At 70.3% G+C, this 21,296-nt stretch carries 19 protein-coding genes; 11 read left to right on the top strand and 8 right to left on the bottom strand.

What is annotated here, in order from left to right; translation table 11 throughout:
- Positions 1 to 116 precede the first annotated feature (116 nt).
- Both glmU and glmS read left to right on the top strand, forming a co-directional pair.
- Entirely contained in the window at positions 117 to 1,502 is a 1,386-nt protein-coding gene (gene glmU / locus BY998_RS20610; RefSeq protein ID WP_110353566.1) for a bifunctional UDP-N-acetylglucosamine diphosphorylase/glucosamine-1-phosphate N-acetyltransferase GlmU, read from the top strand.
- Positions 1,503 to 1,708: 206 nt separating this feature from the next.
- Entirely contained in the window at positions 1,709 to 3,535 is a 1,827-nt protein-coding gene (gene glmS, locus BY998_RS20605; protein WP_110353565.1) for a glutamine--fructose-6-phosphate transaminase (isomerizing), read from the top strand.
- A 100-nt stretch (positions 3,536 to 3,635) separates the two neighbouring features.
- Here the strand turns inward: glmS and BY998_RS20600 are convergent, their stop codons facing one another.
- A complete protein-coding gene (locus tag BY998_RS20600; RefSeq protein ID WP_110353564.1) occupies positions 3,636 to 4,070 on the bottom strand; it encodes a heme-binding protein in 435 nt (144 codons plus the stop codon).
- A 265-nt stretch (positions 4,071 to 4,335) separates the two neighbouring features.
- On the opposite strand from BY998_RS20600, the gene BY998_RS20595 reads away from it, so the two are divergent.
- On the top strand, positions 4,336 to 5,142 hold the full coding sequence (locus BY998_RS20595; RefSeq protein WP_181425579.1) for a DUF502 domain-containing protein: 807 nt from the start codon (positions 4,336 to 4,338) through the stop codon (positions 5,140 to 5,142).
- A 33-nt stretch (positions 5,143 to 5,175) separates the two neighbouring features.
- Here BY998_RS20595 and BY998_RS20590 read toward each other — a convergent pair whose 3' ends face one another.
- The 3 genes from BY998_RS20590 to BY998_RS20580 form a co-directional block, all read right to left on the bottom strand.
- Positions 5,176 to 5,502, bottom strand: coding sequence for a hypothetical protein (locus BY998_RS20590; RefSeq protein WP_110353588.1), 327 nt, complete (start codon positions 5,500 to 5,502; stop codon positions 5,176 to 5,178).
- Positions 5,503 to 5,819: 317 nt separating this feature from the next.
- Positions 5,820 to 7,949 carry an ATP-dependent DNA helicase RecG gene (recG, locus tag BY998_RS20585; RefSeq protein ID WP_110353562.1) on the bottom strand — a complete coding sequence of 710 codons (2,130 nt, stop codon included), beginning with the start codon at positions 7,947 to 7,949 and terminating at the stop codon, positions 5,820 to 5,822.
- Between the two features lie 31 nt (positions 7,950 to 7,980).
- On the bottom strand, positions 7,981 to 9,033 hold the full coding sequence (locus BY998_RS20580; RefSeq protein ID WP_146221824.1) for a hypothetical protein: 1,053 nt from the start codon (positions 9,031 to 9,033) through the stop codon (positions 7,981 to 7,983).
- Positions 9,034 to 9,337: 304 nt separating this feature from the next.
- Here BY998_RS20580 and BY998_RS20575 point away from each other — a divergent pair, with 304 nt between their 5' ends.
- From BY998_RS20575 to BY998_RS20555, 5 genes are all read left to right on the top strand, one after another.
- Positions 9,338 to 9,634, top strand: coding sequence for a succinate dehydrogenase assembly factor 2 (locus tag BY998_RS20575; protein WP_110353560.1), 297 nt, complete (start codon positions 9,338 to 9,340; stop codon positions 9,632 to 9,634).
- Positions 9,635 to 9,727: 93 nt separating this feature from the next.
- The gene (mfd, locus tag BY998_RS20570; RefSeq protein WP_110353559.1) at positions 9,728 to 13,318 is read left to right on the top strand and encodes a transcription-repair coupling factor; all 3,591 of its coding nucleotides are present in this window, start codon (positions 9,728 to 9,730) and stop codon (positions 13,316 to 13,318) included.
- Between the two features lie 333 nt (positions 13,319 to 13,651).
- Positions 13,652 to 13,861, top strand: a complete 210-nt coding sequence (locus tag BY998_RS20565; protein ID WP_110353558.1) for a cold-shock protein — start codon at positions 13,652 to 13,654, stop codon at positions 13,859 to 13,861.
- A gap of 98 nt (positions 13,862 to 13,959) precedes the next feature.
- The gene (locus tag BY998_RS20560; protein WP_110353557.1) at positions 13,960 to 14,328 is read left to right on the top strand and encodes a DUF6481 family protein; all 369 of its coding nucleotides are present in this window, start codon (positions 13,960 to 13,962) and stop codon (positions 14,326 to 14,328) included.
- Between the two features lie 71 nt (positions 14,329 to 14,399).
- Complete coding sequence (locus tag BY998_RS20555; protein WP_110353556.1) at positions 14,400 to 14,597, top strand: hypothetical protein; 198 nt, start codon at positions 14,400 to 14,402, stop codon at positions 14,595 to 14,597.
- 100 nt (positions 14,598 to 14,697) lie between these two features.
- Here the strand turns inward: BY998_RS20555 and BY998_RS20550 are convergent, their stop codons facing one another.
- Positions 14,698 to 15,039 carry a hypothetical protein gene (locus BY998_RS20550; protein ID WP_110353555.1) on the bottom strand — a complete coding sequence of 114 codons (342 nt, stop codon included), beginning with the start codon at positions 15,037 to 15,039 and terminating at the stop codon, positions 14,698 to 14,700.
- A gap of 260 nt (positions 15,040 to 15,299) precedes the next feature.
- Positions 15,300 to 16,601, bottom strand: a complete 1,302-nt coding sequence (locus BY998_RS20545; RefSeq protein WP_245421683.1) for an AMP-binding protein — start codon at positions 16,599 to 16,601, stop codon at positions 15,300 to 15,302.
- Positions 16,602 to 16,873: 272 nt separating this feature from the next.
- On the opposite strand from BY998_RS20545, the gene BY998_RS20540 reads away from it, so the two are divergent.
- The 3 genes from BY998_RS20540 (at position 16,874) to BY998_RS20530 (ending at position 18,979) form a co-directional block, all read left to right on the top strand.
- Positions 16,874 to 18,136 (top strand): ATP-binding protein, encoded by a 1,263-nt coding sequence (locus BY998_RS20540; protein WP_110353553.1) that lies wholly within the window; start codon positions 16,874 to 16,876, stop codon positions 18,134 to 18,136.
- Positions 18,137 to 18,221: 85 nt separating this feature from the next.
- Complete coding sequence (locus BY998_RS20535; protein WP_110353552.1) at positions 18,222 to 18,584, top strand: response regulator; 363 nt, start codon at positions 18,222 to 18,224, stop codon at positions 18,582 to 18,584.
- 134 nt (positions 18,585 to 18,718) lie between these two features.
- A complete protein-coding gene (locus tag BY998_RS20530; protein WP_110353551.1) occupies positions 18,719 to 18,979 on the top strand; it encodes a hypothetical protein in 261 nt (86 codons plus the stop codon).
- A gap of 144 nt (positions 18,980 to 19,123) precedes the next feature.
- On the opposite strand, the gene BY998_RS20525 is transcribed toward BY998_RS20530, so the two are convergent.
- Positions 19,124 to 20,755: an acyl-CoA synthetase gene (locus BY998_RS20525; protein WP_110353550.1), complete on the bottom strand. Its 1,632-nt coding sequence runs from the start codon at positions 20,753 to 20,755 to the stop codon at positions 19,124 to 19,126.
- A 175-nt stretch (positions 20,756 to 20,930) separates the two neighbouring features.
- Complete coding sequence (locus tag BY998_RS20520; RefSeq protein WP_003599068.1) at positions 20,931 to 21,125, bottom strand: hypothetical protein; 195 nt, start codon at positions 21,123 to 21,125, stop codon at positions 20,931 to 20,933.
- Between the last annotated feature and the right edge of the window lie 171 nt (positions 21,126 to 21,296).

The following is a 21,296-nucleotide window of genomic DNA, read 5'->3' as shown; positions in this document are numbered from 1 at the left end:
CCCGGTCGGCCCGGGCTCGACACGCCCTGATCGGACTCCTTCCCATAACCCGCCTTCGCGCCCGCCGCCCGATCAGCTAAACGAACGACGGATCGAAGCGGCGGGACACGGGCACGATGACGGGAACGAACAACGGAGCGGAGGCGGGCGGCTTCACGGCGATCGTGCTGGCCGCCGGCAAGGGCACGCGCATGCGCTCCGACCGGCCCAAGGTGCTGCACCAACTCGCCCATCGCTCCATGCTCGGCCACGTGCTGGCCGCCGTGCAGGAGGCCGGCGCCGCACGGCTGGCCGTGGTGGTCGAGCCCGGCCGCGACGATGTCGCCCGCGAAATCGAGCGCATGGCGCCGGGCGCCAGCGTCCACCCCCAGGCCGAGCGCCTCGGCACCGCCCACGCCGTGCTCGCCGCCCGCTCGGCGCTCCAAGGTGGGCAGGACGTGATCGTGGCCTTCGGCGACACCCCGCTGATCACCGCCGAGACCTACGCCCGGCTGCGCGCGCCCTTGCGCGCGGGCGCCGCGGTGGCGGTGCTGGCCTTCGAGGCGGCCGACCCCAAGGGCTATGGGCGGGTGCTGACGGATGGCGGCCGCGTCCTGGCGATCCGCGAGGAGAAGGACGCCTCCGAGGACGAGCGTGCGGTGCGCCTGTCCAATGCCGGGCTGATGGCCCTGTCGGGCGCCCAGGCGCTTGGCCTTCTGGAGCGCATCGGCAACGACAACGCCAACCGCGAGTACTACCTCACCGACGCGGTGGCGCTCGCGGTCGCCGACGGCCACACGGTCTCGGTGGTGCCGGTCACGGAGGAGGAGGCGCAAGGCGTCAACGACCGGGTGCAGCTCAGCGCGGCCGAGGCCACGATCCAGGCCCGCCTGCGCCGCGCGGCCCAGCTGGGCGGGGCCACCCTGATCGCCCCCGAGACCGTTTTCCTCAGCGTCGACACGGTGCTCGGCCGCGACGTGATCGTCGAGCCCCACTGCATCTTCGGCCCCGGCGTCGTGATCGGCGACGGCTGCACCATCCGCGCCTTCTGCCACCTGCACGACGCACGGTTGATGCAGGGCGCCGATATCGGCCCGCACGTGCGCCTGCGCGGTGGCGCGGTGCTGGAGGCCGGCGTGCATCTCGGCAATTTCGTCGAGATCAAGAACGCGACCCTGCATGCGGGCGCCAAGGCCTCGCATCTCACCTATCTCGGCGATGCCGAGGTGGGGGCGGGCGCCAATATCGGCGCGGGCACCATCACCTGCAACTACGACGGGGTGTCGAAGCATCGCACGATCATCGGCGAGGGGGCCTTCATCGGTTCGAACGCGGCGCTCGTGGCACCGGTGAGCATCGGCGCGGGTGCGCTGGTGGGGGCCGGCTCGGTCATCACCCGCGACGTGCCGGCGGATGCGCTGGCCGTGGCGCGGGGCCGGCAGATCGCGCGCGACGGTGCGGCCAAGGCCCTGCGTGCCACGCTCAAGGCGGCCAAGGCCGCCCGCGAGGCCAAGCGCGACTGACAAACCAGGATCGCGACGCCGCGCGCCCCCGCGCGACGCGGTGCTGGCTTTGTTGCGCCGCGATCCGCTACAAGCCGGGTCTCGCGCCACGCTCAAGGTCCGACCCTTGCGTCCAATCCTTGCACGCGGCAGGCCGAGCACGATCCGGCGTCCTGTGGCGGGGCGCAGGCACGGGCTACGGCGAACGGACGTGATTGAGGATCACCATGTGCGGAATTGTTGGCATCGTCGGGCGTGAGGCGGTCGCGGAGGCGCTGGTCGCGTCGCTGCGGCGGCTCGAATATCGCGGCTACGATTCCGCCGGCATCGCCACCCTGGAGCAGGGCCGGCTCGACCGGCGCCGGGCGGAAGGCAAGCTCGCGAACCTCCAGAGCAAGCTCACCCAGTCGCCGCTCCCCGGCGCCATCGGCATCGGCCATACCCGCTGGGCCACCCACGGGCGCCCCAACGAGACCAACGCCCACCCGCACGCCACCGAGCGGCTGGCCGTGGTCCATAACGGCATCATCGAGAATTTCCGCGAGCTGAAGGCGGAGCTCGAGGCCAAGGGCGCGCGCTTCGAGAGCCAGACCGACACCGAGGTCGTGGCCCAACTCGTGAGCCACCTGATGGATCAGGGCCTCGGCCCCGTGGCGGCGGTGGAGGCGGCCCTGCCGCGGCTGCACGGCGCCTTCGCCCTGGCCTTCCTGTTTGCGGGCGAGGAGAACTTCCTGATCGGCGCCCGCCACGGCGCGCCGCTCGCCATCGGCTTCGGGCGGGGCGAGACCTATCTCGGCTCGGATGCGCTGGCGCTTGCGCCGTTCACCGACGAGATCACCTATCTCGAAGAGGGCGACTGGGCGATCCTGACCCGCGAGGGCGCCGAGATCCGCGACCGCGCCGGCACCGCCGCGCGCCGCCCGCGCCAGAAGATCGCGACCCAGGCCTACCTCGTCGACAAGGGCAACCACCGCCACTTCATGGCCAAGGAGATCCACGAGCAGCCCGAGGTGGTGGGCCGCACGCTGGCCCACTACGTCGACATGGCGGCCGGCCGCATCGTGCTGCCCGAGGCTCTGCCCTTCGACTTCGCCCGGCTCTCGCGGCTCTCGATCACCGCCTGCGGAACCGCCTTTTACGCGGGTCTGGTGGCCAAGTACTGGTTCGAGACCCTGGCGCGGCTGCCGGTCGAGATCGACGTGGCCTCCGAGACGCGCTACCGCGAGCCGCCGCTCGAGGAGAACGGCCTGACGCTGGTGATCTCGCAATCGGGCGAGACCGCCGACACGCTGGCCTCGCTGCGCTACGCCAAGGCACAGGGCCAGCACACGCTGGCGGTGGTTAACGTGCCGACCTCGACCATCGCCCGGGAATCGTCCGTGGTGATGCCGACCTTTGCCGGCCCCGAGATCGGGGTGGCATCGACCAAGGCCTTCTCCTGCCAGCTCACGGTGCTGCTCTGCCTCGCGCTGGCCGCGGGCCGCGCCCGCGGCGCGCTCAGTGCGGAGCGCGAGCGCGCCATCGTCGACGCGCTGATCACCGCACCCGGCCTGATGGCGGAGGCGGTGAAGATGGAGGGGGACGTCGAGGGGCTCGCCCGCGAAGTCGCCAAGGCGCGCGACGTGCTCTACCTCGGACGCGGCACGAGCTACCCGATGGCGCTGGAGGGCGCCTTGAAGCTGAAGGAGATCAGCTACATCCACGCGGAGGGCTACGCGGCGGGCGAACTCAAGCACGGTCCGATCGCGCTGATCGACGAGAGTGTGCCGGTGATCGTGATCGCGCCGCACGACGCGATCTTCGAGAAGACGGTGTCGAACATGCAGGAAGTGGCCGCGCGCGGCGGCCGGATCATCCTGGTCGGCGATGCCCGCGGCGCGGCGGCAGCGGGCCTGGAGACGCTGGCGACGCTGACGATGCCGGATGTGGACCCGGTGATCGCGCCGATCGTCTACGCGGTGCCGATCCAGCTCATCGCCTACCACACCGCCGTGTTCATGGGCAAAGACGTGGACCAGCCCCGCAACCTCGCCAAGTCCGTCACCGTGGAATGAGCGGGCGCCGGTCGAGCGATCTCGACCGGCGGCAATCGCACGACAGGATGTCGAGCTCCCCACGCGGCAACCTCACGTCGCCGCACGGGAAGAAGCGGAATCAGGTCCGCCAGGGGTGATCGGGCAACTCGGTGTCGCCGATCGCGCTGGCGCCGGCCAGCGCCACCGCGTCGTCGTTCTCCACCGAGGAGCCGCTGACGCCGATGGCGCCCGACATCTCGCCGTCCGCATCCACGATCGGGATGCCGCCGGGGAAGGTGATCAGACCCTGGTTCGAGTGCTCGATGCCGTAGAGCGAGCCGCCGGGCTGCGAGAGGCTGCCGATCTGGCCCGTCTTCATGCCGAAGAACACCGCCGTCTTGGCCTTCTTCTGGGCGATGTCGATGGAGCCGACCCAGGCGCCGTCCATGCGGTGGAAAGCCTTCAGGTTGCCGCCGGAATCGACGATGGCGATGCACATCTGCGTACCCAGCTCGACCGCCTTGGCACGAGCGGCCTCGATCGCCTTCTCCGCCTGCTCGATGGTGACGTGCATCGTGTATCCTCCTTGACAGCGCCTCTTATGGGGCACGGTCGAGGTAAGGCTTCGCCGCTGGCGATCAAGTTGCCTCGTGCGCCACTCGTCCGGCTCTGGCGCCAGCAACCCAAGCATCCCGCCTCGATCGCGCGCCTTGCCGCGAGGACCGGATCGACGCGGCCGCACTTGAGCCGCCCGGTCGCAGCGGCTACGTCTCTGCGCCGGAGGGTCGGATGGCGGGGTGGACCGGCCGCCCGCTCTTTTCGCCTCCCGAGGTGCATGCGTGGCGCCCACCCTCTCGCCGATTCCGGACGCGCCGGAACCCGCCTCGTCCAAGACGCGCGTCAGCGCGCGGGGCCGGCTGCGGACCTACTTCCTCACCGGCGTCATCGTCGCGGGGCCGCTCGCGATCACCGCCTACATCACGTGGTGGTTCATCGCCCTCATCGACGGCTGGGTGAAGCCGCTGGTGCCGGCGAGCTATCTGCCGGACCATTACCTGCCCTTCTCGATCCCGGGCCTGGGCCTTGTCATCGCCTTCCTCGCCGTGACGATGCTGGGCTTCCTCACCGCCAACCTCGTCGGCCGCTCGGTGGTCGAGTTCGGCGAGGTTCTGCTCGCGCGCACCCCCGTGATCTCCGGCCTCTACCGGGGCCTGCGCCAGATCTTCGAGACCTTGTTCTCGGCCAACGGCACCTCGTTCCGCACCGTCGGGCTGGTCGAGTTTCCGGTGAAGGGAACGTGGTCGGTGGTGTTCCTCTCCGCGCCTGCGGCGAACGAGGTGCAGGGTGCCCTCCAGGCCAAGGAGGGGGAGGCCAAGGATTATGTCGGCGTGTTCCTGCCCTGCGCCCCCAATCCGACGACGGGCTTCTTCTTCTACCTGCCGCGCTCCGAGATCGTGGAGGTCGGCATCAGCGTCGACGACGCGGCCAAGCTGGTGATGTCGGCCGGCGTGATCCAGCCGGAGGACCCGCGCGGCGGCCTCCAGGCCATGGCCGCCTCCCTGCGCCAAGCGCAGTTGCAGGAGAGTGAGGAAGGAACGGCGGACAAAGAAAAGGCGCGCCGGGAGCCGGCGCGCCAGGACGTCTGACGGAGGATTGAGGGTGCTGGGGCCCCGAGGTCCTCAGCGCTGGAGCGAAGCCCGCTCCACGGGCAGCGTCGGCGGCGCCGCGTCGGCGACCTGATGCCCGGCCACGGGGCGGGAAGCCGGCGTTCTCCAATCCGTGGCGATCTGCGCGGAGAGCAGCAGGGCGAGCACAGCACAGAGCGCGTTCGCGGCAATCCAGAACCGGCGGGACGCCTGGCGTACAGCGCTCGCGAGGGCGTCGGTCGAGGATTCGTCGCGCGTCTCGCGATCCGAGATCGGCATGAGCCAGGGTTCGACGGAGAGCGTGTCGGCTCCCCAATTCTCGGAGGAACCCGGCAGGCGTTGGAACGGTGCGATCGACATCGCGATCATCCTTCTTTCCAGTGGCACCCCGGTCTACGAGGCCGTTTGTTCATCTCCAGTTAAGGGGCAATTTGGGCAGATACAAGGTAATTCCGCATTTTCCGCCCTCACGCCCGCTCCCCAAGAGCGCGAAGAGACCCGCGCAAGTCCTTGTTTCAGAAAGAAAAAAGATATCTGCCGGAGCGGCGATGCCGCAGCCGGGGATTTTGGCTTGCGCGCTTCGTCCCCCTGAATGGCTCGTTCAGTTTCGCCGCTTCCTGAACGGAAATCTGAACGAGGCGCCCCATTCCCGGTCCGGCCAGAGATCGGGGCCGGGATCAGCCCGCCCCGATCAGCCGGATCGCCGCCTCGCGCTCGAACAGGTAGAGCAGCACCCTGAGCGCCCGGCCGCGCTCGCTCGAGAGGCGCGGGTCGCGCTCCACGATCAACCGCGCATCGTCCCGGGCGGCTTCCAGGAGGTCGCCGTCGCTCTCCAGCCGGGCGAGGCGGAAGGCGGCCATGCCGGACTGGCGCGTGCCGAGCACCTCGCCCTCGCCGCGCAGGCGCAGATCCTCCTCGGCAATGCGAAACCCGTCCTCGCTCGAGCGCATCATCTCAAGCCGCGCCTTGGCCACCTGTCCAAGGGGCCCCCGGTAGAGCAGCAGGCAGGACGAGGCCTTCGAGCCGCGTCCGACCCGGCCGCGGAGCTGGTGCAACTGGGCGAGCCCGAAGCGCTCGGCATGCTCGATGACCATGATGGTGGCCTCCGGCACGTCGACGCCGACCTCAACGACCGTCGTCGAAACGAGCACGCGGGTGCGGCCGGCGGCGAAGGCTTCCATCGCCGCGTCCTTCTCCGGCCCCGGCATCTTGCCGTGGATCAGGCCGACCGCGTCGCCGAAATGTTTTTTGAGATCTTCGAAGCGTTCGGCGGCGGCGGCGAGATCGACGTATTCCGACTCCGCCACGAGCGGGCAGATCCAATAGACCCGGTCGCCCCCCTGAAGCGCCCGGTGCAGCCCGCCCACGACCTCGTCGATGCGCTCCACCGGCACGGTGATGGTCTTGATCGGCTGGCGTCCGGCGGGCTTCTCGTCGAGCACCGAGACGTCCATGTCGCCGAAGAAGGTCAGCGCGAGGGTGCGGGGGATCGGGGTGGCGGTCATCACGAGGATGTCCACCGCCTCGCCCTTGGCGCCGAGCGCCAGGCGCTGGTGCACGCCGAAGCGGTGCTGCTCGTCCACCACGGCGAGGCCGAGATCGCGGAAGGCCACCGCCTCCTGGAACAGGGCGTGGGTGCCGACCACGATGTCGATCTCGCCCGCGGCCAGATCCGCCAGCGTCGCCCGGCGCTCGGCGGCCCGGTCACGGCCGGTGAGCAGGCGCAGGCGCATGGCGCCGGCCAGCGGCACGAGCCGCTCGAAGTGCTGGCGCGCGAGAATCTCGGTCGGCGCCATCAGCGCGGCCTGGCGTCCGGCCTCGACCGCCGAGGCCATGGCGAGCAAAGCCACCGCCGTCTTGCCGGAGCCGACATCGCCCTGGAGCAGGCGCAGCATCCGCTGCTCGGAGGCCATGTCGGCGCGGATCTCTTCGACAGCCCGCGCCTGCGCGCCCGTGAGCGCGAAGGGGAGGGCGGCCTCGACCCGCTCCTTCAGGTGACCGTCGCCGGCATTGACCCGGCCGGCTTTCCGCCGCTGCCGGGCGCGCACCAGGGCCAGCGCGAGCTGCGAGGCCAGCAGCTCGTCATAGGCGAGGCGCTTGCGCGCGGGACTGGCGGGCGGGGCCTGCCCCTCGATCGCCGGAGGGGGCGCCTCCTCCGGGCGGTGCTCGATGCGCAGGGCCTCGGCGAAGGGGGGAAAGCGGTTGCGGGCGAGATACGGTGCATCCTGCCACTCGGGCAGCACGGGAAGCCGATCGAGCGCCCCGTGGACGATTCTGCTGATGACGCGCGAGGTCAGCCCCTCGGTCGCACCGTAGATCGGCTCGACGGCGGGCAGGCTCGCCAGCCCCGCCTCGTCGAGGATGCGGGAGGGGTGCACCATCTGCCGGGTTCCGTCCCACAGATCGATCCGGCCGGAGACGTAACGGTGGCTGCCGAGCGGCAGCATCTTCTCGATGCGCCCCCGCGGCATGCCGAAGAAGACGAGGCTGATATCGCCGGTCCCGTCCTCCACCAGCACCCGGAAGGCGCGCTTGCCGAGGCCCGGCGGCCGGTGGGCCACCACGGTGACGCCCAGCGTGACGGGCTCACCCGTCGGCGCGTCGCGGATCGAGCCGCAGAGGGGCCGGGCGACCCCGCTCTGCGGCAGGTGGAACAGCAGGTCGGCGACGCGGGCCGGCCGCTCCTCGGAGCCGAGCAGCTTCTCGATCAGCGGCGCGATCTTCGGCCCGACGCCGGGCAGGCCGCGGGCGGGGGCGAAGAGCGGGTCGAGGATGCTGGGGCGAAGGCCGGGGGCGTCGTCGGTCATCGGCGGGTTGGTTGGAGAAACGGGGCGCCCGTCAGCGGGCAGCGCGCTCCTTCTGGATGAAGGCGGCCCGCCAGCGCACGGACGGGCTCGTGTCGTCGGCCAGTCGTTCGACCAGAGCATTCATCCGCTCGCCGAGGGCGGCGCGATGCACCGCCAGACCGTCGGCCGCCACGCGCCGGACGAGGCCGGAACGGTCCCCGGCGCCCATCGCGATCAGCGTCTCGAGATCGGACGTCCGGACGAGCCGGCGCTCCCCGATTACGCGAACGCGGCGAGCCAAGCCATAGGTCTTGTCGACCCACTCCCGCCGGGTGCCCTCCGGCCAGGTCGCCCGCTCCTCGATCAGGAAGCGCAGGGCACAGGCTCGGACGGAGGGCAGGAACGCGCGGCGCGCCAGATCGGGCAGGGCAGGGTCGAGACCGGGCCATCGGGCCGCGCGCTGAAGCAGCCGCGCGGTCGGGCCGGTACGGGCCAAGCGAAGGTGTTCGGCGAGCCGCGCGCAGACATCGGGCCGCGCCATCAGATCGCCCAGGACGCCGCCGTTATCCGGGGGTTCCGCTTGGAGGCCTTGCCAACGCTGCCATTCGGGCATCCGCTGGAGCAGGAAGAGCAGGGCTTCGACGGCCCTTCCGGCCTCCGCCTCCGGAAAGACGCGGGCGGCGCAATCCTGCGCCGCCGAACGCACCGGAGGCACCCAGTCGTTGAGGCGATAGGCGATCGCGGCGATCTCGAAGCCCGTTCGGGCAGGTCCCTCCCAGGCACGCAGGGCCGCCTCGCGGACGTACCCGTCGGGATGGAAGAGGAAGAGACGATCGAGATCAGAGACCGCGCCGAGCCGAGCGAGATCGGCCCGGCGATGATCCCGCAGAACTCCCGGGCTCGACCAGCGGCCGGCCGGGGGCAGCAGCAGCGCCGCGACGGCAGCCCCAGCGACGGCGACGGAGGAAGGGGGCAGCGCGGCGAGGCCGGAGACGGACGCATCGAGATCGGCCCGGCTCACCGTCCCGTCCCTCAGCCCCGCAACCACTCGCTCGATCCGAGCGGCGAGGGAGGCCGGCAGGGCCGACGATCCGGTCGACCGCACTGCATCTCGTGGGTCGGCCTCGTCCTGAACGAGCGCGGATGCAGGGTTTTGAAGCCTGCGGCGTGCCAGGATCGTTCGCATCCAGGCCGGAAGACCCATCCTCGGCAGGCTCATCCGATCCTCCGCGATCGCGATCCTTCGATCGGTTCGCGGCACCGTTGCACGCGCCTCTCCTTCGCGGAACCCGGCGCTGCCGTGCCATCCGGCCGGCGGCCCGACGACACCGGCCCTGCGCCGACACGCCGTTTGCCCACGGCCGCAGGCCCCTCTACATGCCTGTTCAGACGATCGCAGGGGAAAGCCCATGTCCGGCACCACCCGAACCAGCGCCGACCTCGACCCGCGCCGCCGCCGCACCCTGTTCCGGGCGTGGCACCGGGGCATCCGCGAGATGGATCTCATCATGGGCCGCTTCGCCGATGCCGAAATCGGCGATCTCTCCGAGGAGGAACTGACGCAGTTCGAGGCGCTGATCGAGGTGCCCGACCGCGACCTGTTCCGCTGGCTCACCGGCGAGGACGCGACGCCGGAGAACTACGACACCGCCGTGTATCGCCGGCTCAAGGCTTTTCATCGGCACGACGCGCCGATCCATAACTGAACACCGTCGGCGGACGCCGACTTCAATCAGCGCCGCGTCAAATCCCTCCCCTCGAGCGGGGGAGGGCTTCTTCCCGCCCTTTGCAAAAAAACGATGGCCAAGCCCCAACCCAAGCCGCCCGCGCCGAAGCCGCAGACCGCGCGCTTCGCCCTGCCGAAATCGGCGCCGCTCACCAAGGCGCTCGACGCGATCAAGCGCGGCGACAGCCCGACGCTGGCCTCCGTGCCCGACGGCTTCGACGCGCTGGTGGCGGCCGACCTCGCCCGCGCGCTGTCGGGCTCGTTCGAAGGGCCGGCGGTGCTGGTCCACGTCGCCCGCGACTCGGGGCGCTCCAACGCCTTCCAGAACGCGCTGAAATTCGTCGCCCCCGAGATCGAGGCGATGAGCTTCCCGGCCTGGGACTGCCAGCCCTACGACCGCGTCTCGCCGAACGCGGCCATCGCCGCGCAGCGCATGACCGCGCTGTCGCGGCTCACCCGCTCGCGCTCATCGGATACGACGCCGCGTATCCTCTGCACCACCGTCAACGCCCTGGTGCAGCGGGTGCCGCCGCGCGCGCGCGTGGCCGTCGAGACCTTCTCGGCGGCGATCGGCAACGTGCTGCCGATGGACAAGGTCGTGGCTTGGGTCGAGGCCAACGGCTTCCTGCGCACGGGGACGGTGCGGGATACCGGCGAATACGCCGTGCGCGGCGGCATTCTGGACCTCTCGCCGCCCGGCCTGCCGAACCCGATCCGCCTGGACTTCTTCGGCGACACCCTCGAATCGATCCGCGCCTTCGATCCCGAGACGCAGCGCACGGTGGGGTCCTTGCGCTCCCTCGACCTCGTGCCGATGAGCGAGGTGCAGCTCACCACCGAGACGATCCGGCGCTTCCGTCAGGGCTACCTGTCGAGCTTCGGCGCGGCGACCCGCGACGACCGCCTCTACGAGACGGTGAGCGAGGGCCGGCGCTATGCCGGCCTCGAACACTGGATGCCGCTGTTCTACGACGGGCTCGACACGCTGTTCGACTATCTCGGCGACGTGCCGATGCTGTTCGACCCGCAGGTCGAGGAGGCGGCGACCGAGCGGCTTTCCCTGATCCAGGACTATTTCCAGGCCCGCGAGGCGGCGCTGAAGACCCCGCAATCGGGCGTGGCGCCCTACAAGCCGCTGCCGCCGCGCGCGCTCTACCTCACGCCGAACGAGTGGAAGGGCAAGGTCGAGGCCGGCACGGTCGCCCGGCTCACGCCGTTCGCGATGCCGGATTCCGACGAGCGCGCGGTGATCGATTGCGGCGCCCGGGCCGGGCGAAACTTCGCCCCCGAGCGGGCGGACGAGGCGGCCAGCGTGTTCGATGCCGCGGTCGCGCATATCCGCGACCTGCAGGCGTCCGGGCATCACGTGATCCTGGGATCCTGGTCCGACGGCTCGCGCGACCGGCTCTGCGGCGTGCTGACCGACCACGGCCTGAAGAAGCCGATCGAGATCAACACCTTCACCGCCGTCAACGCGTTGAAGCGCGGCACCGACGTGGCGGTCGCGGTCTGGGGCCTGGAGGCGGGCTTCACCCTCGACCGGCTCGCCGTGGTGGCCGAGGGCGACATCCTCGGCGACCGGCTGGTGCGCCAGAAGCGCAAGTCCAAGCGCCCGCAGGACATCATCCTGGAGGTGCAGGCGCTCCAGCCCGGCGATCTCGTCGTGCATGCCGATCACGGCATCGGCCGCTTCGTCGGCCTCAAGACCATCACCGCGGCGGGTGCGCCGCACGATTGCCTGGAGCTGCAATATGCGGGCGGCCTGCTGCTGCTGCCAGTGGAGAATATCGAGCTTCTGACGCGCTACGGCTCGGAGGATTCCGAGGTCGCGCTCGACCGCCTCGGCGGCGGGGCGTGGCAGGCCCGCAAGGCCAAGATGAAGCGCCGCATCCTCGAGATGGCGGGCGAGCTCATCAAGGTCGCCGCCGCGCGCTTCGTGAAACCCGCCCCCAGCCTCAAGGCGCCGGAGGGGATGTACGAGGAATTCGCCGCCCGCTTCCCCTTCGAGGAGACCGAGGATCAGGCCAACGCCATCGACGCGGTGCTCGACGACCTCAATGCCGGCCGGCCGATGGATCGCCTCGTCTGCGGCGATGTCGGCTTCGGCAAGACCGAGGTGGCGCTGCGCGCGGCCTTCGCCGCGGCGATCTCCGGCAAGCAGGTGGCGGTGGTGGTGCCGACCACGCTTCTCGCCCGCCAGCATTTCCGCACCTTCACCGACCGCTTCAAGGGCCTGCCGATCAACATCGCGCAGCTCTCGCGCTTCGTCTCGGCCGGCGACCAGCGCCAGACCCGGGCGGGGCTCGCCGAGGGTCAGGTCGACATCGTGGTGGGCACCCACGCGCTGCTCGCCAAGAACGTCGCCTTCAAGGATCTCGGCCTGATCATCGTCGACGAGGAGCAGCATTTCGGCGTGGCCCACAAGGAGCGCCTGAAGGCGCTCCAGGCGGAGGTTCACGTGCTGACGCTCTCGGCCACCCCGATCCCGCGCACGCTGCAGCTCGCCATGACGGGGGTTCGCGAACTCTCGATCATCGCCACGCCCCCGGTGGATCGGCTGGCGGTGCGCACCTTCGTGACGCCGTTCGACCCGCTGCTGATCCGCGAGGCGCTGCTGCGCGAGCGCTACCGCGGCGGACAGTCCTTCTACGTGGTGCCGCGCATCGAGGATCTGGCGGAGGTCAAGCGCTTCCTCGACACTGAGATGCCCGAGACCACCGTCGCGATCGCCCACGGCCAGATGGCGGCGGGCCAGCTCGAGGACGTGATGACGGCCTTCTACGAGGGCAAGTACGACGTGCTGCTCTCGACCACGATCGTGGAGTCGGGCCTCGACATCCCGACCGCCAACACCCTGATCGTGCACCGGGCCGACATGTTCGGTCTGGCCGCGCTCTACCAGCTGCGCGGGCGCGTGGGCCGCTCCAAGGCGAGGGCCTACGCCCTGTTCACGACCCCGGCCAACCGCCAGCTCACCACCCAGGCCGAGCAGCGCCTCAAGGTGCTCCAGACCCTCGATACGCTCGGCGCCGGCTTCCAGCTGGCCTCCCACGATCTCGACATCCGCGGCGCTGGCAACCTGCTCGGCGATGCGCAGTCGGGTCACATCAAGGAGGTCGGCTACGAACTCTACCAGCAGATGCTGGAGGATGCGGTCACGGCGCTCAAGGCCGGCATCGAGGAGCCGGCGGAGGAGGCGTGGTCCCCCACCATCGCGCTGGGCGCCCCCGTCACCATCCCGGAGGACTACGTCGAGGATCTCACCGTCCGGCTCGGCCTCTACCGGCGCCTGTCGCAGATCGAGAACGACGCCGAGATGGAGAGCTTCGGCGCCGAGCTGATCGATCGCTTCGGACCGCTGCCGCCGGAGGTGGAGCAACTCCTCAAGATCGTGACCATCAAGATCCTGTGCCGCGAGGCCAATGTCGAGAAGGTCGAGGCGGGCCCCAAGGGCGTGGTGGTCCACTTCCGCAACCGCGCCTTCGCCAACCCGCAGGGACTCGCCGCCATGGTCGTGGAGCAGGGCTCCTTCGCCAAGGTGCGCCCCGACATGAGCGTCGTGTTCATCCGCGAACTCGACACCGTGCCGGCGCGGCTGAAGGTGACGACGCAGATCCTGCGCGGGCTCGTGACGATCGCCAAGCGCGCGAAGAAGGCGGCGTGAGGCACGGGGATCGCCCCGCGCCGCCCGGCCCCTGTGCCAATTCCTGTGTCAGTCATCGCGCCAACCCACGGCGCAAGCAGGGAAAATCAGCCTGAAGCCAAAGCCGCACAGGTGTTCTTCGCGCCGTTGTTATGAGCGCCAAAATAAATCCTGCCTTGATAAAGCGGCAATCGAAGTCTATATGAAGTTCTATCGATGCGAGGCCGGATTTTCTGGGCCGTGACGCCTCCGCAGGGCGGTTCTCATTTTCCTTCGTGATCGGTGAAAGACCATGGCTCAGCGCCTCTTGGCACTGGGCTCGCTACCTGCATCCTGCGGAGACAAGGACATTCTATGAGCACCGGCACCGTCAAGTGGTTCAACGAGCAGAAGGGCTTCGGCTTCATCCAGCCTGAGGACGGCTCGAAGGACGTTTTCGTCCACATCTCCGCCGTCGAGCGCGCCGGCCTGCGCGGCCTCGCCGAGGGCCAGAAGGTTTCCTACGAGATGGAGACCGATCGCCGCTCCGGGAAGCAGTCCGCCGGACAGCTCCAGCTCGCGTAAGCGCCGCCTGGACCGCTTGACACCGAAGCCGCTCCCCCTGGGGCGGCTTCTCGCATTTCTCGCTCGGCCTTCGCGCCGGGACATTACAAGGACGGTACGTGAGCTTCGCTAAACAAAACTCCTTCGACGACCGCCGCCAGAATTCCGCTTCCGCCCGCGAGGCGATGCTCGCGCGCTTCCGCGCCCGCCCGTCGCAGGACGATCCGGCCGTGCAGGCACGCCAGGCCGAGCGCCAAGCCATCGCCGAAGCCCGGCAGGCGCGAGCCGAGGAGCGCGAGCGCCAGCGCCGCGCCGAAGTCGAGCGGCTCGAAGCCCTCGCCGTCGCCGAGCGCGCCGCGGAGGCCGCCCGCAAGGCTGCCGAGATCGAGGCCGCCGCCGAGCGCGCGCGCCTCGCACAGGCCAAGCAGAAGGAAGAGCGGGACGCCCGCTACGCCGCCCGCAAGGCCAAGATCAAGCTGCGGCGCTGAGCGCCCGCTTCTGCCGCGGGTCGCGTCCGCGACCTGCGGTGCCCCTTTCCGCTCCATGCCCGGAGACCTCGATGTCCCACAAGTTCAAGCTTGGCCAGCGCGTGCGTCGCGCTCAGAGCTCCCAGACCGACGAGCGGCTGGGCTTCGGCGCCGTGAGCGAGATCGTCCGCCTCATGCCCGACGATCCGACCGGCGAGCCGTCCTACCGCATCCGGTCGGGCAGCGCGGAGCGGGCGGTGCGGGAGAGCGAGATCGTCCTGGCCGCCTGAGCGGCCGATACGAAGAGGGCGAACCTTCCGGCCCGCCCGTCATCGTCCCGTTATGGGAAAATCCTAGAAGCGTCTCGACGCTGGGGCTGCACAACGCTCCCTAAAGTTCCGGCTCGCTGAGAACGTAGGGCCCGATCCGGCTCTTGAGATCGACCGGGGCACCCGCCCGCGGTCCGGCATCGTCCATGTCGATGACGGGGATGCCGCCGGCCCTCATCTGCTCACGCAGGCGCGTCGCCAGAGCGGCGATCTGCGGATTGGGACGGGACGAGAGTTGCAGCAGGATCGCCGCCGGTCGGGCGATCACGGCGAGCACATCGTCTGCCGCCTCGATCGAGGCGGTGACACTGGCGTAGCCGAGCCCCGCGAGATCAGCGGCGAGAGATCGATCGACGGCACGATGACCATCGTCGACGACGAGCACTTGTTGCAGCGCACCCATAAGCTTCAGCGTTACCCCATGCCGCCCCCCTTGGGAAGGGGCACCCCGGATAACCCGCACGGTCACGATTGGTTCGCCGGCCATGCAGATGATGTCAGCATGGCTCGGAGATCCTGAAGGGCGTGTGAACTGCGCTGCACACGCCGCCGACGCCTCGGGGCGCCACCCTTCGCATCGATCCTAAACGCCTCCTGAAAAAGCGCTTTCTTCCTTCTGCCCTCTTAAGCTTCCTCGCCACGAAGGCGGCGTGGTCCGCTCGACTACGCAGGCGCAAAAATTTCTGTTGGATCGGTGCTTTCGGGCAGGGCAGCCATGTCGATCCCGGTCGCGAGCCCGGCGAACAGCATCGCCGCGTAGGGCATCTCCTGCCAACTCACCGGCTCCGCGTCGCGCCCCGCGCGCTCCGCGGCGGCCGGTTGATTCCCGCGCTGCAGCGGCGTCGCGGCGCAGGCCAATCCGCGGAAGGCGAGGCGCCCGTCGGGATCGCGGCGCAGGCCCAGCAGGCTCGCGGGGAGGGCGAGCCGCTCCGGCTTACCGAGCACCAGAGCGAGATCGCCGGGGCCTCCGCGCCGGCCGGACAGGATCGCGGTCTCGTCGAAGGCCACCGTGTCGATCACCGTGTCGAGGCGCAGACCCTGCGGCCCGCCGGCCGCGCGGCTACGGACGGGGAAGCGGGCCGGCGCCCGGTGGACCAGCGTGAGGGAGCGCAGCTCCGTGGGCAGGTCGCGGCCGGCGAGGTTCTTCTCGAGGAAGGCCGGGGCGACGAGATGGGTCGGGACCGGCCGGCGCAGGGCCGCCGCGAAGGCCGCGCCGTCGAAGAGCGGCATCACCTCCAGGGTCGCGCCCGCGACGAGGGAGGCGGCGAGCCCGGTGACGAGGCCGCGCAGGTCGTGCGGGCCGATCAGGCTGAGAATGCGCTCGGCGGGCGCCACGCGCGCCGCCACGAGATGGGCGGCCGCGGCCGCGACCACCGCCTCGCCGCCGCGATAGACCGGCCGGTCGGGATCGCCCCCGACGAAGCTGACGAGGCCGGCCGGCGCGGGCGGCGGTCCCTCCGGGGCCTGGGCCGGGCCGTCGAGCACGAAGCGGTCGAGGTTGATCACGCCGTCCGGCACGTCGGGGCCGAAGGCGGCGAGGTAGCGCAGGCCGAAATAGCGCGCGGCGACGGCGCAGAGGCGCGCGGCCGGGGCGGTCGCGCCGAGCCGGGACTGCGTCAGCACCGCGCTCAGCGCGGCCCCCTGTGCGGCGGCGAGAAGCTGTTCCTCGTTCCAGGAGACCGGCAGCAGGCAGGCGACATGGCCCGCCGCCTCGACGGCGAGGATCGCCAGGGCGCTCTCGGCAGAGCCCGGCAGGCACAGGCCGATACGGCTGCCGGGCGGCAGGCGCCAGCTGCGCAGGCCGCGGGCGAGGCGCTCCACGATCTCGGCGGCGGCGGCATAGGTCCAGGTGATGGCGGGCCGGTCGCTCCAGTCCGGCTTGTCGGCGGGATCGACCACGGCGATCCGGTCGGGATGGCGGCGGGCGGTCGCGGCCAGCAGGCTGCCGAGGCCGACCCTCCTCAAGGGGAGGTCGGTCGGTGCGCCGTATGCGGCTTCAGCCTGCATGATTGCCCGTTGCGCCGACACCCGCGCCCGCCCTCGAATTCCGACTCCCGTGATGTCGGAATAGGGTTAAGCAAGACTTAACATTTGGTCCGCGCGGGTGTCTCGCGTAGAGATCGCGCCCGCGGGGGCGCTCGACCGGCCCGCAGCCGGTTCGAACTGCCCCGATTTGCCAAGCTTGCGCGCGCGGGGCAGAAATCGGCCGGCGTGCGACAGGTCGGGAACCGAGTTCGATGCTCGATATTCTTCGGCGTCTCTGGGAGGTCGAGAACCTCTCGCCTCACGGCATCTGCCTGCTCTGGCGGCCGGAGCTGATCTGGACGCACGTCGTCTCCGACAGCCTGATCGCCTTCGCCTATTTCTCGATTCCCGTCGGACTGGCCTATTTCGTCTCGCGGCGCCGGGACGTGGTGTTCGGCTGGATGTTCTGGTCGTTTGCCGTGTTCATCACCGCCTGCGGCGCGACGCACCTGATGGCGATCTGGACGCTGTGGGTGCCGGATTACGGGCTGGAGGCGGCGGTCAAGCTGCTGACGGGCGTGGCCTCCATCGGCACCTCGGTGGCGCTCTGGATCCTGATGCCGAAGGCTTTGTCGCTGCCCTCGCCCACTCAGCTCCGGCAGGCCAACGAGGCGCTGGAGGCCCGCATCCGGGAGCGCGACGAGGCGCTGGCCGCCCTGAAGGCGGCCAATGCCGAGCGCGAGCGCGCCGAGGAGGCGCTGCGCCAGAGCCAGAAGATAGAGGCGATCGGCCAGCTCACCGGAGGCGTGGCCCACGACTTCAACAACCTGCTCAACGTGGTGCTGCTCAACCTCGACCGGGTCGAGCGCGGCCTGCCCGAGGACAGCCCCCTGCGCACCCGCCTGCGCGATGCGGTGAAGGGCGCCGAGCGCGCGGCCACGATGACGCACAAGCTGCTCGCCTTCGCCCGCCGCCAGCCGCTCTCGCCGGTGAGCACCGACGTGAACGCGCAGATCGCCTCCTTCGCCGAGTTCCTGCGCGGCACGATCGGCTCGCGCATCCGTCTGGAGACGGATCTTGCCCCGAACCTGCCGCGGGTGAACGTCGATCCCAACCAGCTCGAGAACGCGATCCTCAACCTCGCGGTCAATGCCCGCGACGCGATGCCGGAGGGTGGCACGCTCACCCTCGCCACCCGGCCACTGCCCGGCGCGGAAGGGCTCGCGGTCGAGGTGTCGGATACCGGCGGCGGCATGGCGCCGGAGGTCGAGGCGCGGGCCTTCGAGCCTTTCTTCACCACCAAGCCGCTGGGGCAGGGGACCGGCCTCGGGCTGAGCCAGGTGTTCGGCTTCGCGCAGCAATCGGGCGGCAGCGCCGCCTTCGTGCACGGCGAGGCGCCGGGGGAACGGCTCGGCACCACCGTGCGCCTGACCTTCCCGGCCCAGGCGCCCGCGGCACCCCGTCCCGCCGGGCGCCTGGCCCCCGTCGCCGCGCCGGCTGCGCGTCCCGTCCTGCCGGTGGCGGTCGCGGGCTGAGGCCGCCAGCCTCACGAAAATTCATCCACGCCATTCACGTCCCGGGCCGGCCCCGCCCGCCACGCTTCGAACAAAAGGAGGGGTAATGTCCGACAAGCGCACGGTGCTCGTCGTCGAGGACGAGGAGATGCTGCTCAACGCCGTGTCCATGGAGTTCGAGGATGCGGGCTTCGCGGTGCTGCGCGCGGGCACGGCGGAGGAGGCCTACGGCCTGCTCCAGCAGAGCAAGACCGTCGATCTCCTGTTCACCGACATCCGCCTGCCGGGCCAGCTCGACGGCTGGGACCTCGCCGAGCACGCTCGTGCCCTGCAGCCGGACCTGCCGGTGATCTACGTGACCGGCTACAGCGCCGAGGAGCCGCGGCAGGTCGCCGAGAGCGTGCTGGTGATGAAGCCCTACCGCATGGCCGCGATCCTCACGGCGGCGCGCGGCCTCGGCGTCGCCTGAACCGCCGCGAGGGGGCTTTTTCGCAGGTGCGAAACGACACGGCGTCCGGACCGTGCGCAACCAATATCGGGAGGATCGAAGTCACGGCCCCCGACAGCCTTACGGAGACCGCGCACAGCGTAAGGACAACCACCATGTCGACACGTCTTGCCGCCGCCGCCCTGGCCCTGAGCCTCGCCGCACCGGCGACCGCCGCCCTCGCGCAGGGCTTCCCTCATGCCGCCCACCTGGCCGGGCAGTCCGTCTACATCCTCAACGACGACGACGTGGACGTGGACGTCACCGGCGCGATCACTCCCCGTAGCCCGGACTGGTCGGCCAAGGCCGGCAACGCCGCCCGCCCCGAACTGGCCACGCCGAATCTGGGCAACACCTCGGGCGGCCCGGCCTACTGAGCCGACGGCCGAAGCCTCGCGACGCAGGAGAGAGCGGCGGCTCTGCCGCCGCTCTTCTTCGAAGCGCGGGGTCATCGGCCGGTCAGGCCAGGAGAGGCTGCGACGGAAGCGGCGCAGTCCGAGTTCGCGCGGGGCGAGGCCCTCTCACTCCTCCCGCGCCTTCTCCCGCAGCACGAATTTCTGCACCTTGCCCGTCGAGGTCTTGGGCAATTCGCCGAACACCACGTGGCGCGGCAGCTTGTAGGGCGCGAGGCGCTCGCGGCACCACGCGATCAGCTCCTCGGGCGAGACCTCCTTGCCCTCCTTCAGCTCGACGAAGGCGCAAGGGGTCTCACCCCACTTCTCGTCGGGCTTGGCGACGACGGCGGCGGCGGCGACCGCCGGGTGCTTGAACAGGGCATCCTCGACCTCGATCGAGGAGATGTTCTCGCCGCCTGAGATGATGATGTCCTTCGAGCGGTCCTTCAACTGGATGTAACCGTCCGGGTGCTTCACCCCGAGATCGCCCGAGCGGAACCAGCCGCCGGCAAAGGCGGCTTGCGTGGATTTCGGGTTCTTCAGGTAGCCGCGCATCACCACGTTGCCGCGGAACATCACCTCGCCGAGGCTGGTGCCGTCGGCGGGCAGGGATGCCATGGTCTCGGGGTCGCGCACGTCGAGCCCCTCCAGCACGGGGTAGCGCACGCCCTGCCGCGCCTTCTTCCTCGCCCGCTCGTCGGAGGGGAGGGCGTCCCATTCCTCGTGCCAGGCATTCACCACAGCCGGACCGTAGGTTTCGGTGAGCCCGTAGAGGTGGGTCACGTCGAAGCCCGCCTCGCCCATCGCCGCCAGCACCGCCTCGGGCGGGGGCGCGGCGGCGGTGAGGAAGTGGACGCGGTGGGACAGGGGGCGCTTCTGCGCCTCGGGCGCGTTCAAGAGAGTCGACATCACGATCGGTGCGCCCGAGAGGTGGGTGACGGCGTGCTCGGCCAGCGCCGCGTACAGGGCGGGCGCCCGCACCTGCCGCAGGCAGACATGGGTGCCGGCCACGATCGAGAGCGTCCAGGGGAAGCACCAGCCGTTGCAGTGAAACATCGGCAGGGTCCAGAGATAGACCGCGTGCTGCGGCAGGCCCGCCGTGATGACGTTGCCCAGCGAGAGCAGGGCCGCGCCGCGGTGATGGTAGACCACGCCTTTGGGGTCGCCCGTGGTGCCGGAGGTGTAGTTGAGGGAGATCGCGTCCCACTCGTCGACGGGCATGGCCCAGTCGTAGGCGGGATCGCCCGACGCCAGGAACGCCTCGTAGCCGATCTCGCCGAGGGCGGTGCCCTTTCCGGTGAATTCGGGGTCGTCGTCGTCGATGACGAAGGGGGTCACGCCGGCCTTCTCCAGCGCGTCGCGGGCGAGCGTCGAGAACTCGCGATCCACCACGAAAACCTTCGCCTCGCCGTGGTCGAGGCAGAAGGCGAGCGCCCCGGCATCGAGGCGGGTGTTGAGCGTGTTCAGCACCGCCCCGGTCATCGGCACGCCGTAGTGGCATTCGATCATGGCCGGGGTGTTGGCGAGCAACACCGCCACGGTGTCGCCGCGCCCGATGCCCCGGGCGGCGAGCGCGGAGGCGAGCCGGCGGCAGCGGGCGTAGAGTTCGGCGTAGGAGCGGCGCAGGCCCCCGTGGATCACCGCGACCCGGTCCGGGAAGGTGCGGGCGGCGCGGTCGAGATAGCTCAGCGGCGTCAGCGGCTGGTAATTGGCGGGGTTCCGGTCCAGATCCCGGTCGTAGATCGTCTCACGCGTCATGGCCCCGCCTCCCGTAGGGAAGCGAACTTAATCGAGGTTCGGGCTCGTTCAACGCGGAAAGGCTCCGCGGGCGCGTTCGCCCGGGAGCCTTTCACAGGGTCGGTTCGAGAAGGGGAGGGTGGAGGGGCCGATGCCGTGCCGCGTATCGGCGGAGCGATACGCGAGGCTCAGCCGATCAACGCTCCCGGCCGCTCAGGAGCTTCTCCAGGGCGGCGAGTCCGCTCCGCTCGGCGGCCTCTTCCGTGGTCTGCACGCGGTCGGCGCGCTGGAAGAGCTTGCCGTTACGGCGAATTGCCCAGGTGAAATGTCCCGCCGGGCGCTCGCAGGCTTCGATTTCGAGGGTGTAGGGATTTGCGCTGTTGTTTGCCATGAGCGGGATATAGGGTCGGCTTCCCGGTCCGGCTACCCGCCCCGCGCATGGTTGCGTTGCTTTTCCCGGGAAGGCGCGCGTGCGGCTGCGGCCGCGCCACGCGGGGGCGCGGTTCTCAGACCACGGTTTGACAAGCCCGGTGCGATCACCGACACGGCGCCCGGCCGTCCG

Source organism: Methylobacterium sp. B4 (genome assembly GCF_003201865.1).
In the GTDB taxonomy this organism is placed as follows: domain Bacteria; phylum Pseudomonadota; class Alphaproteobacteria; order Rhizobiales; family Beijerinckiaceae; genus Methylobacterium.
Note: the sequence above shows the minus strand (reverse complement) of the source record. Positions and strands in the feature narration are given on the sequence as shown.